We start from the raw sequence: 13,309 nt of genomic DNA on the forward strand, positions 1-13,309 counted from the left end.
GAGATCAAAAATCTACAATCTAAAATCAGAAATCTAAAATTATAAAAGTCCCGCTCTTTTCAACAAAGCTTCAGGTTTAGGTTCTTGTCCTCTAAAACGTTTGTATAAAGTCATCGGATGTTCAGTTCCACCTTTAGAAAGAACATTATCTTTAAATTTCTTAGCAATTTCTTCATTAAAGATTCCATTTTCATGGAAATATTCAAAAGCATCAGCATCTAAAACTTCCGCCCATTTGTAGCTGTAATATCCAGAAGAATATCCACCTTGGAATATATGAGAGAATGCTGTACTCATCGCGTTTTCTTTTACGTCAGGATACAATTGCGTATTGGCAAATTGTTCTGTTTCGAAAGCTTTTAAGTCGGTAATATTTGTTGGATCTTGTCCGTGCCAAGCCATATCTAAAAGTCCGAAACTTAATTGACGCAAAGTCGCCAAACCTTCCTGAAAACTTGCACTTTCCTTAATTTTCTGAACATACTCAATCGGAATAATTTCTCCCGTTTCGTAGTGATTCGCAAATAAAGCCAAAGCTTCTGGTTCGTAACACCAATTCTCCATAATCTGACTTGGCAATTCTACGAAATCCCAATAAACAGAAGTTCCTGATAAACTTGGATAAACTGTGTTTGCCAGCATTCCGTGCAACCCGTGCCCAAATTCATGGAATAAAGTTGTTACTTCATTAAAAGTCAATAACGAAGGTTTTGTTTCTGTTGGTTTTGTAAAATTACAAACGTTAGAAATATGTGGTCTTTCGTTTACACCATCTTTTACATATTGCGATTTGAATGAAGTCATCCAAGCGCCGTTTCTTTTTCCTTTTCTTGGGAAAAAATCAGCATAGAAAATCGAAACCAAATTGTTTTCAGCATCTCTTACTTCATACGTCGTAACTTCTTCGTGATATTTATCGATATCAAAAACTTCCGTAAAAGTTAAACCGTATAATTTTTTGGCAACCGTAAAAGCGCCATCTAAAACTTTTTCTAACTGAAAGTAGGGTTTCAGTTTTTCATCATCTAAATTAAAAAGTTGTTGTTTTAATTTTTCAGAATAATAAGCGCCGTCCCATTTTTCTAATTTTTCGATTCCGTCTAGTTCTTTCGCGAAAGCAGTTAATTCAGCGAACTCTTTTTGCGCCGCTGGTTTTGCTTTTGCTAATAAATCATTTAAGAAAGAGAATACTTTTTCCGGACTTTCGGCCATTCTTTCTTCGAGAACAAAATGTGCATGCGTTTTATAACCTAATAAATTCGCTCTTTCAAAACGCAGTTTAGCAATTTTCAAAACATTTTCCTGATTGTCAAATTCATTATTCTGAAACGCTTTCGCACCAAAAGCAATTGCCATTTTTTTACGCAATTCACGATTATCCGCATAAGTCAAAAAAGGAACGTAACTTGGATGATCTAAAGTAAAAATCCAGCCTTCTTTTTCTTGATTTTTGGCTAATAATCTTGCCGCTTCGATTGTGCCTTCCGGTAAACCAGCTAAATCTTTTTCATCAGTTAAATGCAATTCGAAGTTGTTGGTTTCAGCCAAAACATTTTCGCCAAACTGTAAACTCAATTTTGATAATTCCTTGTCGATTTCTCTTAATTGATTTTTCTTGTCTTCTGGTAGATTAGCTCCGTTTCTAGAAAAGCTTTTGTATTTTTTATCCAATAAAGTCGTTTGTTCTGGGTTGAGGTTCAAACGCTCTTTTTGATCGTAAACCGCTTTTACTCGTGCAAATAAATCGGCATTCAAACGAATATCATTTCCAAATTCGGAGAGCCAAGGTGAAACTTCCTGCGCAATTTTCTGCATTTCGTCATTCGTTTCAGCTGAATTCAAATTAAAGAAAACACTCGAAAGGCGATCCAAAATGTCGCCCGAATAATCCATTGCGACGATTGTATTTTCAAAAGTCGGTGCATCTGGATTATTTACAATCGCATCAATTTCGGCTTTCGCCAAAGCAATTCCTTCCTGAAATGCCGGAACGTAATCTTCGATTTTTATTTGCGAAAAAGGCGCTGTGTTATGTTTGGTGTTGAAATATTGTGTTAATATGCTCATATTATTTATGCTATTTAAAAATATAAAATTAGGAAATCATAATTTGAATTTCTTCGTATCCTGAAAAGTATTCCAAAAACGAAGTAATTCTAAATTAGTGTTTTCGATACGGTAGTAAAGTGAAATGTGTTTTGTAATGACAATTTTGTAAACATTTTTATAATTTGTTTTGAGAAATATAACATTGTCATTTTTTAAAAGTGCAATTGTGGTATTTACTTTTTCAATGAAATTTTGAGCAACTTTCTCAGACCATTCAGCTTCCAAATAATCGATATTGTTCCAAAAGTCTTGTTTAGCTTGTGGAGCCCAAATTACATTCATTATTTAAAGTATTTTGAATAACGATTTTTGGTTTCTTCCATAACAACATCGTGCGAAATGCCTTCATTATTATCTAAAGAATAAATAGCCTCATTTATTTTGCTTTTTTGTTCTTCTGAAAGGTTTTCTTTGGATTGAATGAACTCGACTATTTCCTGAATTAAATCAGGATTATCAATGTCTAAAACAATTTTAGCGAGCTCTATTTTAGAAGTTTGAATGTTCATTTTGCTTTTTTCTCAAAGTTAAGTTTTTCTTTTAGAAATTTTTATAAGGATTAGTTAATTCTTGGAATAGCTGATTCCGCAAAGATTCGCAAAGAAAAAAACACAGAGATTCGCAAAATTTTGCGTTCCTCTGTGTCTTCTTTGAATACCTCTGTTGGATTACTTCTTCAAACCTTCAGCGGCTTTATTAACCGCTGCTTTCAATTCTTCTTTATAGGAAATAATAGTATCTAAAACTTTTTTGTCGTGGCTTCCGATGATTTGTGCCGCTAAAATTCCAGCATTTTTTGCTCCGTTTAAAGCTACAGTTGCAACAGGAACGCCACCTGGCATTTGCAGAATCGATAATACAGAATCCCAACCGTCAATTGAATTGCTTGATTTTACCGGAACTCCAATTACTGGAAGGGGAGACATTGAAGCTACCATTCCCGGTAAATGTGCAGCACCGCCAGCACCGGCAATAATTACCGAAATGCCACGATTGTGCGCGTTTTTGCTGAAATCGAATAATTTCTCCGGCGTTCTGTGTGCCGAAACGATATCTACTTCAACTTCTACATTAAATTGTTTTAATATGTCGATTGCATCTTGCATAACTGGCATGTCTGAGATGCTTCCCATTATAATGGCTACTTTGCTCATGTTTTTTGTTGTATTTGTTTCAGGTTTAAAGTTTCAAGTTTTGTTGAGACTGAAAACTGTCATTAGTTTAAATTTACCTACTTATAGGATTTTTTTAATCTGTTTTTAATTACGTTACTCAAAAAATAAACTACAAGTAAAATAATTGTAACTGTAATGAAATTTATAATCAAAAATTCTGGATAAAAATAGTTGCTAACGTAACATTCCGCATCAACTCTTCTATATGCCTGAAATGGAAAACCTATTGAAAAACCTCTGCCATGTTTAGTTATAGGTATTGTTATTAATTGTATTACGAAATAAATTAAGATTGTTAATCCAGAGATTTTTAATGCTTTTTTCATTTCATTATTAAGCACTAATCACTTTAATAGTTTCTTTCACTTTCTGCGCAATTCTTCTTGCTTCTGCCATATCTTCATTTACGATTGTCACGTGACCCATTTTTCTGAAAGGACGCGTTTGTTTTTTGCCGTAAATATGCGGAGTAACGCCGTTCCATCCTAAAATGGTTTCGATGTTTTCATACACTACATTTCCAGAATGACCTTCGGCACCTACTAAATTTACCATAATTCCGGCAACTTTACTGTCTGTGTTTCCTAACGGAAGATCTAAAATAGCACGTAAATGATTTTCGAATTGTGAAGTATAACTTGCTTCGATAGAATAATGACCAGAATTGTGTGGGCGAGGAGCAACTTCGTTAACCAAAATTTCGTCGTCCTGAGTCTGGAACATTTCAACTGCCAAAAGTCCAACGTGATTGAAGTTCTCTGAAACTTGTAAAGCAATCGCTCTGGCTTTTTCAGCAACTTTATCATCGATTCTTGCTGGACAAATTACATATTCAACTTGGTTTGCTTCTGGGTGAAATTCCATTTCTACAACTGGATACGTTTTCATTTCGCCTGATGGATTTCTAACCACAATTACCGCTAATTCGTTTTTGAACGGAACCATAGTTTCTGCAATGCATTCTACATTTGGCAAGGTATCTAAATCGGATGCCTGACGAACTATTTTTACACCATTTCCGTCATAACCAAATTCGGTGCATTTCCACACAAATGGTAATTTTAGATCGTTGATTTTAGATTTCAGACTTTCTAAATTTTCAAATCTTTCGAAAGGTGCAGTTGGGATATTATTTTTAGCGTAAAATTCTTTTTGAACGCCTTTATTCTGAATTCCTTTTAAGGTTTTTGGAGAAGGATATATTTTTAAACCTTCGTTTTCCAATTGCGTTAAAGCTTCAAGATTTACCAATTCGATTTCGAAAGTAAGAACATCGACTTGTTTCCCGAAATTGTAAACCGTTTCATAATCCATTAAATCACCTTGAAAAAATTTATTGCAGGCAATTTTACTTGGTGCTTCATCGCTTGGATCCAGAACGTAAGTTTGTATATCAAATTTTCGGGTATCGAACAAAAGCATTTTGCCTAATTGTCCTCCGCCTAATATTCCTAATTTAAAATCAGAAGAAAAATAATTCATTTTGAGTTGTGTTTTTGCAAAGATACTTTTTAATCTTTTTTTAGCCAAAATTTAGTTTTTATAGCCACGAATTCACGAATTTTTAATTAATAGAAATCCAATCTTTGGCTGAAATATCCTGCTATAGATTTCACAGATTTCCACAGATTATTTTTTGAAGTAATTAAAAAATCATTTTAATCCTTTTAATCTGTGGAAAAAAAATAATTCGTGAATTGCTTCGCCAGTCGCTATCGCTCGAGTCGTGGCTATCAAAAAAAAGCTATTTTATTTTCTTCAAAACTTCTTTGGCAACGGCTTTGTAGGCAGAGGAATGGTCTCCGAAATCTTTATCAATTATGACTTTGAGTTCGGGATGAATCCAGTCGTAATAATTTCCTAAAATATATAAAGTACGAATAGAATAAGCTTTTGTGGCAACTTTGGTATCGTTAATCAGCCAGTCGAAAGAGGCTTCGATACAGTCTTGTAGATTTTCTTCAGAAAGTTGAATTCCGTTTTCATTTTTCTTGTAATGCGATTTTACCAAAAGCTGAACCACCTTGGCAATCGGACGCATGGAACTTTCATCTTTTAAAACTTTCAGATTCGAACAGAAAAAGTCAAGATGAGGTTGAAGCCAATGCAATTCTTCGTACGAAACAAATTCTAAAATCCAGCAGGCTTTATGATTGTTTTTATTTTCGGGCGAAAAGCAAATCGAAACCAATTCACTAAAAAGTGAAGGGTTTTCTAAAACATCTTTTGCCGTTTTGAGACGATTTTCTCTATAAGCATTGACATAATCCAGTTTCTTCTGCAGTTCGGAAAGCATTGTTTTTTGGAGTTAAATACTGTGCTAAAATACATAATTTAATGAGATAATTCCGTAATAGTTTATCGGCAATCCAGGGTAATAAAATCGAGGCTGTGCATTTCCAACAGCAGTTGCATTGGTCAAAATCATGGAAGCGTATTTTTCGTTCATGACATTATTTATGCCTGCGTCGAAATGAGCTTTTAAACCAGATAGAATTTCAAATTGGTAACCGGTTTTTAAATTCAGAAGTGAATAAGAATCGGAATAATCGGCATTAGAATCATTCATTGGGATTTTATCTGTAAACTGAAAATCGGCAGTAAAATAAAATCCAGATGATGTATTTAAAGTAAAACCAGTACTTGCTGTATTGGCAGGAAATCCGGTTAATTTGTTTCCTGAATAATCATTTCCGTTATCGACAAATTCTTTAAATTCATAATTTCCGATTGAAGTCCCAACATAAGAGTTCAAAGTAAACGTTCGATTGATCGGCCAATTATGATTTAAGGAAATCTCAATTCCTTCGTGAAAAGTTTTTCCGGCATTTATGCCTTCGTATTGATCGTCTCCGATTCTTTTGGCAACCAATAAATCTTTAATTTCCATTCGGTAAATGGCAATTTCGGTGTAGAGTTTTTTATTGAAAAAATGCAGTTTTCCGCCCAATTCAAAATTATAACCGGTTTCTGGTTTTATGTTCTGATTAATGTTTCCTGTTGATGTCAAAGTTTCTTCGGTTGCGGGAAGAGAAAATCCTCGGCTTGCGGAAAAATAAAAGGTTCGGATTTCATTTGGCTTAAATAAAAAAGAAAGCTGTGGCGAAAAAATCCCCTCATAACTATATCTTTCCTTCGGATTATTCGCGGAAGCGGGAAAATCATTCTGCAATTCAAATTTAGTTTTGTTGTAATTTAAACCCGCCTGAATCTCAAAACGTTCCGAAAGCAAAGTTCTGATTTGTGAAAAAATATTGTAAAAATCTCTTTTTTGATCGGTTGCGGTAAGTTGATTGCCTTGCAAACTTCCGTTTCCGTTATTTTGCTGATATAAATTTTGGAAAGTATTTCCGCTGTAATTATCTCTGAAATATTCTAATCCGGCAATAAATTGATTTTTGACTTTTCCGATACTGAAATCTCCCGAAAACTGCGTTCTTGCGCCTGAAGCAAAAGTATATTGGCGCAAAATATCAAAAGGACGCGGTTCGTTACTGTCTTTATAATTGATAAAAACGGAAGTCGAATTTTGGAGATGATCGTTTAATTTAAAATCATAAGCTAATCCTGCCAAAGTCGATTTGTATTCTTTAAAACCTTTTGAAGCAACCCAAGTCGGCGCGCCTGCCTGCGGATTATTTTCGAAAGTGTTTTTGTTGATTGAACTCGGAATGTATGCTTTTAAATAAGTGTAATTGGAAAAGTACGTCAACTTGCTGTTTTTCTTTCGGAACAATTCACCGCCGAGAGTAATTCCTTCCCGATTGTAAGCGCTGTTTTCGCGCCAGCCATCGCTTTTTAAATTGTGATAACTCAGATTTAAAGAAGCACTTTTTTCGTTCCAATTAAAACCGACTCTGTTTTTCAATAATCCAAAAGATCCAAAAACAGAACTAATTTCAGTCTGATAGTTGGATTTATTAAATGTTTCCGGAGAAATTAAAATCGCTCCGCCCAATCCAGCACCGTAAATACTTGAAAGCGGACCTTTAATCACTTCAACCTGATTGATGTTTTGAAGATCTATATCATCAATTACGGTTTCGCTGTTTCCAGATGTCAACGGAATATTTCCATAAAAAGCTCTGATTTTATTGGTTCCGTATGGCGTTCTGGCGCCAATTCCGCGAATCGAAATTCGGGTTGTGGTAATATTCGATGATTGCATAAAAACACCCGGAATCGTATTGATGACGTTGCTAATGTCTGTGGTATTATTTCGAAGTAATTCTTTCTCAGATAAAACACCAATCGAAGCCGGACTATTTTGCAAATCCCGATCAATATGAAGCGGACTTATTAAAACTTCGTTTAGTTTTTGGGTTTTGGTAGAATCAATGTTTTGAACTCCTTTTTCCTGTGCCGTTAGATTATGTAAAATCGAAAACACAATAATTAGGAAACCGTATTTTTTTAAAAACATATATTTATGTAGTAATTCTTGGGATTTGGAATTTTATCTTGACAGATTAAATATTGGGATTTATTTTTAACACATAGAAACACAGTCATTGATTGAGGCAAAAAAGGCGTTTCACTTATCAAAAGCCACATAGAAAAACTATGTGTGAAAACGAGTTTTCTTAGTAACATCTTTTTAAAACAAAAATCTATGTCTCTATGTGTTTAAAAATCTTTATAGTTTGTGCCGAAAGCAATTGGATTAAAAATTCGATATATTTTTTAAACCGTAAATTGCACAAATTCACACAAATTAATTTGCGAAAATTTGTGTAATTTGTGGTTAAAACCAAGCTTGTCGATTTATTTGGCTGAAACTTTCCAAATCGTATTGCCGCTATCATCATTAACCAAAAGCGATCCATCATTCATAACTGTAACCGCAACCGGACGCCCGTAAACTTCCGCTTTATCATTGTCAGAAATAAAACCCGTTAAAAAATCTTCCGGTTTTCCCGAAGGTTTTCCATCTTTAAAAGGAACAAATAAAACTTTATAACCTGAAATTACAGATCGGTTCCAAGAACCATGCTGTCCTACAAAAGCTCCGTTTTTATATTTAGCAGGAAAAGCATCTTTAGTGTAAAAAGCCAATCCCAAAGAAGCAGTGTGAGCGCCAACCGGAACATCGGGAACAATAGCTCTTTCTATCAAATCTTTTCTTTCGCCTTTCCCTTTCCATCTTGGATCTGGAATACTTCCAAAATACGAATAAGGCCATCCATAAAAACCGCCTCTTTTTACACTCGTGATATAATCTGGAACCAAATCATCGCCAAGTTCATCTCTTTCATTTACCGCTGTCCAAAGTTCTTTTTTGTTGGCAGGATTCCAATCCATTCCCATTGGGTTTCTAAGACCTTCTGCATAAATCTTTTCACCGGTTCCGTCAGGATTGATTTCTAAAATTGCCGCACGGCGAATTTCTTTATCCATTCCGTTTTCTCCAACATTACTTCCGGAACCAACACCTATATAAATTTTTGTTCCTTCAGGATTAGCTAGCAAACTTCTTGTCCAATGATTGTTGTATCCACCAGCAGGAAGCTCAACAATTTTAGTTCCTTGAGTTTCTAACTTTAAAGGTGCATTTTTATAGGGATAACGGTAAAGTCCGTCAGTATTGGCAATGTAAAAAAAGTCTTTAAGAATGAGCATTCCCAAAGGTCTGTTTAAACCAGAAATAAAAACTTCGCGAGTTTCATATTTTCCGTCTTTATCCTTGTCACGCAAAACTATAATTTGGTTTTTACTTGTTCTGGTTCCACTCTCCACAACAAAAATATCATTGTTTGGTCCGATATAGCTCCAACGCGGATTTTCGAAACCGTCAGCAAATTTGGTTACCGTAAAACCTTCCGGTGCTTTTGGCGTTTTGCCTTCGGGCCAGCCTATAACTTTACTGTTCTTTGTTTTTGATTCGGTTGCGTAGGGCGGAGGAAGTGTAATGTTTCCGATAGCCGTTTTTACAATATTTCCGGGCTGTTTGGCAAGTGCTTCTTTTTCTTCTTTTTTTACTTGTCCGTTGCAGGAAGTCATTAAAGCTAATAACGGAATTGAAAACAGGATTAACGATTTTTTCATTGGTTTTTTGGAGTTAAATAATTATATCATAACAATTTACTGAAATTTAAAATAGCCTAAAAGACTGGTTTGTAAATATTAACTGATATTTAACATTCCCGAAAAAATAATCCGGATACAGTCCATTTTGATATAAGCTGTTAAGTTCTAATTCTGTATCTTTGTCCATTATTTTAAAAAGAAAAATAATGATACAACTTCACGATAAACAATTTGTTCCGTTTATTTCGGCTAAAGAAATTGATTTTGCTTTAACTAAAATAGTGGCTCAGGTAGAAGACGATTTTGGAGATGATACGCCAATTTTTATTGGAGTTTTGAATGGTGCCTTTATGGTCGTATCAGATTTTCTAAAAAAATATAAAAAACCATGCGAGGTTTCATTCATCAAAATGGCATCGTATGAAGGAACAGAAACAACAAATTCGGTTAAAGAATTAATCGGAATCAATCAGGATTTGTCTGGAAGAACCGTAATTATCATCGAAGATATTATCGATACCGGAAATACAATCGAAGAATTGAAACACTTGTTTAAAGAAAGAAATGTAAAGCATTTTAAAATTGCAACTTTGTTTTTTAAACCGGAGGCATATAAAAAAGACATAAAAATAGATTACATCGGAATTAGAATTCCGAACAAATTTATTGTGGGTTATGGTTTGGACTATGATGGATTAGGCAGAAACTTAACCGAAGTTTACAAATTAGCAGAATAACAAAACACAACTATATATTCATTTTAAAACTTCTGAAAGACAGAAGTAACAACACTCATTTCAATTATGATTAACATCGTTTTATTTGGAAAGCCTGGTGCAGGAAAAGGAACTCAGGCAGAATTTTTAAAAGAAAAATATAATTTAACACACCTTTCAACAGGAGATATTTTTCGTTTCAATTTAAAAAATGATACTGAACTAGGAAAAAAAGCAAGAGTTTTTATGGACAATGGAGAATTAGTTCCTTGCGAAGTAACAACTGCAATGTTAATTGATGAGGTAAAAAAACACCCTGACACAGCAGGATTTTTGTTCGACGGTTACCCAAGAACAATCAATCAGGCAGAAGCTTTAGACAAATTTTTGCCAACAATTGGTTCTAGCGTAACAGCAACAATCGCTTTAGAAGCTGATGACGAAATTTTAGTAGCCCGTCTATTAGAAAGAGGAAAAACAAGCGGAAGAGCAGATGACCAGGACGAAGAAAAAATTCGTGTGAGATATCAGGAATACAATGAAAAAACAGCTCCGTTAATCGATTACTATAAAGCACAGAATAAATTTCACGCTGTAAACGGTATTGGAGAAATTAAAGATATTACAGAGCGCTTAACGTCAGTTATAGATAATTTGTAGAAGCTTTTTCCAGCTGTACGTTACTAGTCCTCGCTAAAAAAACTATTTTTCCAAACCATAAAACGAGCTTCTTTCAGTCGCTGTTTTCTGGCAGGAAAAATTAGTTTTTTTAGCTCCTGGCTATTCACTTCCATCTGGGCTATAATAAATTGAGTACAAATTGCATTTAACTAGACCATTTTATAACGAATCCCCTATCAATTGGAAATACTAATTATATTTTTTCTAATTCTACTAAACGGAGTTTTCTCCATGTCTGAAATCGCTTTGATTTCAGCCCGTAAAAACAGGTTGGAAACAGCAGCGAAAAAAGGCAATAAAAGTGCTAAAACAGCACTCGATTTAGCCAATTCGCCAAACAAATTTTTATCAACAGTACAAATCGGAATTACCTTAATAGGTATTTTAACAGGTATTTATTCTGGCGATAAAATCACTGCCGATGTTGAATTATTTGTGGCAGGTTTTGCAGCTTTAAAACCTTATGCACATTCAATCGCAGTTGGAATTGTGGTTGTAGTTTTAACTTTCTTCTCATTGGTTTTAGGAGAATTACTTCCAAAACGAATCGGATTAAATTATCCTGAAGCAATTGCTAAAATGGTGGCAATGCCAATGAAAGTCATTTCAATCATTACGGCACCGTTTATTTGGTTGTTAACTTCTTCAACAGATTTCTTGTTGAATGTTTTACAAATCAAACCAACGGCAGACGGAAAAGTGACCGAAGAAGAAATTAAAGCAATCATCAAAGAAGGGACAGAGGTTGGAGAAGTTCAAGAAATTGAACAAGATATTGTGGAGCGCGTTTTTCATATCGGAGATAGAAAAGTAAGTTCGTTAATGACACACCGAAAATCTGTTGATATGTTGCCATTAAAAGCAGATAAAGACAAGATTAAGGAATTGGTAGTTCAGGACCTGCATGCTGTTTATCCAGTTTATAATGATAATTATGATGATATTGTTGGAGTGGTTACACTAAAAAATATCTTCGCCAGTATAGAAAAAGATAATTTCGATTTGTCGGTAATAGTTTCTGATGCGCCTTATTTAATGGAGCAGACTACGGCTTACAAAGCGTTAGAAAATTTCAAGAAAACAGGAGTTCATTACGCTTTAGTTTCAGATGAATACGGAGTTTTTCAAGGTTTGATTACTTTGAATGATATTCTAGAAGCCTTAGTTGGTGATGCCTCTGAGTTTTATAAAGATGAATTTCAGCTGATAGAAAGAGAAGATGGTTCATGGCTGGTTGACGGACATTATTCGTTACACGATTTCTTAACCTATTTTGAGTTAGACGAATTAACCAACGATTACGAAGTAAACACTGTAAGCGGCATGATCATGACCGAGCTTTCTCATATTCCAAAAGAAGGAGAAAAATTAGTCTGGCAAAAATTTGTCCTTGAAGTAATCGACATGGACGGAGTTAAGATTGATAAAGTGCTGGTTAAAGCATTGAAAGAATAAAAAATAAATAAAATAGAATTTAGAAATAGAAGCTAGAGCAATCTAAAATCTGAAATCTAAAATCTGAAATTCAGAAAAATGACAGAAGGAAATTTTGTAGATTACGTTAAGATATACGTTTCTTCCGGAAAAGGAGGGAAAGGATCTACGCATTTACATAGAGAGAAATTTATTGAAAAAGGTGGACCAGACGGTGGAGATGGTGGTCGAGGAGGACATGTGTATTTAGTTGGAAATAAAGGACTCTGGACATTATTTCACTTAAAGTTTGCACGTCACATTAAAGCGGGTCACGGTGGAGACGGTGGAGGCGATCGTAGTACTGGTGCAGATGGAGAAGATAAAATCATTGAAGTGCCACTAGGAACTGTTGTAAAAGACAAAGAAACTGGAGAAACACTTTTTGAAATTACAGAAGATGGAGAAAAACAAATTCTGGCAAGAGGAGGAAAAGGAGGTTTAGGAAACTGGCATTTTAGAAGTTCTACAAACCAAACACCTCGTTACGCACAGCCAGGTTTATTGGGCGTGGAAATGGATGTGATTTTAGAATTGAAAGTTTTAGCCGATGTTGGTTTAGTAGGTTTCCCAAATGCAGGAAAATCTACTTTATTGTCTGTATTAACTTCAGCAAAACCAAAAATTGCTGATTATCCTTTTACCACTTTAAAACCAAATTTAGGAATTGTAGCATACAGAGATTTTCAATCTTTTGTAATTGCTGACATTCCGGGAATTATTGAAGGCGCCGCAGAAGGAAAAGGTTTAGGACATTATTTCTTACGTCATATTGAGCGTAATTCGACATTGTTATTTTTAGTTCCTGTTGATACGCCTGACATTAGAGCAGAATACGATATTTTGGTTAATGAATTAACGAAATATAATCCTGAAATGTTAGACAAAGAACGTCTATTGGTAATTTCAAAATGCGATATGCTGGATGATGAATTAAAAGCAGAATTGAAAGCAGAATTAGACGTTACTTTCAAAGATGTTCCATACATGTTTATCTCGTCTGTTGCACAGCAAGGTTTGACCGATTTGAAAGACAGGCTTTGGAAAATGCTTAATGAATAAAGTTCTAAGTCTCTAAGCTGCTAAGTTCAAAGAAAAAAACTTAGAATCTTAGCAACTTAGCATCTT

At 34.5% G+C, this 13,309-nt stretch carries 12 protein-coding genes; 4 read left to right on the forward strand and 8 right to left on the reverse strand.

Features of this window, described 5'->3' with window-relative positions; genetic code table 11:
• Positions 1-39: 39 nt before the first annotated feature.
• The 8 genes from GSY47_RS19695 to GSY47_RS19730 form a co-directional block, all read right to left on the reverse strand.
• Positions 40-2,067, reverse strand: a complete 2,028-nt coding sequence (locus tag GSY47_RS19695) for a M3 family metallopeptidase (protein ID WP_179002143.1) — start codon at positions 2,065-2,067, stop codon at positions 40-42.
• Positions 2,068-2,103: 36 nt separating this feature from the next.
• Positions 2,104-2,391 carry a type II toxin-antitoxin system RelE/ParE family toxin gene (locus GSY47_RS19700; RefSeq protein ID WP_179002145.1) on the reverse strand — a complete coding sequence of 96 codons (288 nt, stop codon included), beginning with the start codon at positions 2,389-2,391 and terminating at the stop codon, positions 2,104-2,106.
• On the reverse strand, positions 2,391-2,618 hold the full coding sequence (locus GSY47_RS19705; protein WP_179002147.1) for a hypothetical protein: 228 nt from the start codon (positions 2,616-2,618) through the stop codon (positions 2,391-2,393). Before GSY47_RS19705 ends, GSY47_RS19700 begins: the two co-directional genes overlap by 1 nt.
• Before the next feature lie 159 nt (positions 2,619-2,777).
• Positions 2,778-3,263 (reverse strand): 5-(carboxyamino)imidazole ribonucleotide mutase, encoded by a 486-nt coding sequence (purE, locus tag GSY47_RS19710; protein WP_073418297.1) that lies wholly within the window; start codon positions 3,261-3,263, stop codon positions 2,778-2,780.
• A 354-nt stretch (positions 3,264-3,617) separates the two neighbouring features.
• A complete protein-coding gene (locus tag GSY47_RS19715) occupies positions 3,618-4,766 on the reverse strand; it encodes a 5-(carboxyamino)imidazole ribonucleotide synthase (RefSeq protein WP_179002149.1) in 1,149 nt (382 codons plus the stop codon).
• A gap of 262 nt (positions 4,767-5,028) precedes the next feature.
• A complete protein-coding gene (locus GSY47_RS19720) occupies positions 5,029-5,580 on the reverse strand; it encodes a hypothetical protein (RefSeq protein WP_179002151.1) in 552 nt (183 codons plus the stop codon).
• A 24-nt stretch (positions 5,581-5,604) separates the two neighbouring features.
• The gene (locus GSY47_RS19725) at positions 5,605-7,707 is read right to left on the reverse strand and encodes a TonB-dependent receptor (RefSeq protein WP_179002153.1); all 2,103 of its coding nucleotides are present in this window, start codon (positions 7,705-7,707) and stop codon (positions 5,605-5,607) included.
• 341 nt (positions 7,708-8,048) lie between these two features.
• The gene (locus GSY47_RS19730) at positions 8,049-9,329 is read right to left on the reverse strand and encodes a PQQ-dependent sugar dehydrogenase (protein WP_179002155.1); all 1,281 of its coding nucleotides are present in this window, start codon (positions 9,327-9,329) and stop codon (positions 8,049-8,051) included.
• A gap of 188 nt (positions 9,330-9,517) precedes the next feature.
• Here GSY47_RS19730 and hpt point away from each other — a divergent pair, with 188 nt between their 5' ends.
• From hpt to obgE, 4 genes are all read left to right on the forward strand, one after another.
• Complete coding sequence (hpt, locus tag GSY47_RS19735; protein ID WP_109190677.1) at positions 9,518-10,048, forward strand: hypoxanthine phosphoribosyltransferase; 531 nt, start codon at positions 9,518-9,520, stop codon at positions 10,046-10,048.
• A 66-nt stretch (positions 10,049-10,114) separates the two neighbouring features.
• The gene (locus GSY47_RS19740; protein WP_109190676.1) at positions 10,115-10,687 is read left to right on the forward strand and encodes an adenylate kinase; all 573 of its coding nucleotides are present in this window, start codon (positions 10,115-10,117) and stop codon (positions 10,685-10,687) included.
• A 201-nt stretch (positions 10,688-10,888) separates the two neighbouring features.
• Positions 10,889-12,163, forward strand: a complete 1,275-nt coding sequence (locus GSY47_RS19745) for a hemolysin family protein (RefSeq protein WP_179002157.1) — start codon at positions 10,889-10,891, stop codon at positions 12,161-12,163.
• Between the two features lie 78 nt (positions 12,164-12,241).
• Positions 12,242-13,243 carry a GTPase ObgE gene (gene obgE / locus GSY47_RS19750; RefSeq protein WP_179002159.1) on the forward strand — a complete coding sequence of 334 codons (1,002 nt, stop codon included), beginning with the start codon at positions 12,242-12,244 and terminating at the stop codon, positions 13,241-13,243.
• Positions 13,244-13,309 lie beyond the last annotated feature (66 nt).

The sequence above is a fragment of the Flavobacterium quisquiliarum genome (assembly GCF_019308285.1).
Taxonomy (GTDB): domain Bacteria; phylum Bacteroidota; class Bacteroidia; order Flavobacteriales; family Flavobacteriaceae; genus Flavobacterium; species Flavobacterium quisquiliarum.

Excerpts from the sequence above, each read along its gene's own strand:
- purE (WP_073418297.1), bottom strand. The coding sequence starts at position 3,263 with ATGAGCAAAGTAGCCATTATAATGGGAAGCATCTCAGACATGCCAGTT.
- GSY47_RS19730 (WP_179002155.1), bottom strand. The coding sequence starts at position 9,329 with ATGAAAAAATCGTTAATCCTGTTTTCAATTCCGTTATTAGCTTTAATG.
- GSY47_RS19705 (WP_179002147.1), bottom strand. The coding sequence starts at position 2,618 with ATGAACATTCAAACTTCTAAAATAGAGCTCGCTAAAATTGTTTTAGAC.
- GSY47_RS19695 (WP_179002143.1), bottom strand. The coding sequence starts at position 2,067 with ATGAGCATATTAACACAATATTTCAACACCAAACATAACACAGCGCCT.
- GSY47_RS19740 (WP_109190676.1), top strand. The coding sequence starts at position 10,115 with ATGATTAACATCGTTTTATTTGGAAAGCCTGGTGCAGGAAAAGGAACT.
- hpt (WP_109190677.1), top strand. The coding sequence starts at position 9,518 with ATGATACAACTTCACGATAAACAATTTGTTCCGTTTATTTCGGCTAAA.
- GSY47_RS19715 (WP_179002149.1), bottom strand. The coding sequence starts at position 4,766 with ATGAATTATTTTTCTTCTGATTTTAAATTAGGAATATTAGGCGGAGGA.
- obgE (WP_179002159.1), top strand. The coding sequence starts at position 12,242 with ATGACAGAAGGAAATTTTGTAGATTACGTTAAGATATACGTTTCTTCC.
- GSY47_RS19700 (WP_179002145.1), bottom strand. The coding sequence starts at position 2,391 with ATGAATGTAATTTGGGCTCCACAAGCTAAACAAGACTTTTGGAACAAT.
- GSY47_RS19720 (WP_179002151.1), bottom strand. The coding sequence starts at position 5,580 with ATGCTTTCCGAACTGCAGAAGAAACTGGATTATGTCAATGCTTATAGA.
- GSY47_RS19725 (WP_179002153.1), bottom strand. The coding sequence starts at position 7,707 with ATGTTTTTAAAAAAATACGGTTTCCTAATTATTGTGTTTTCGATTTTA.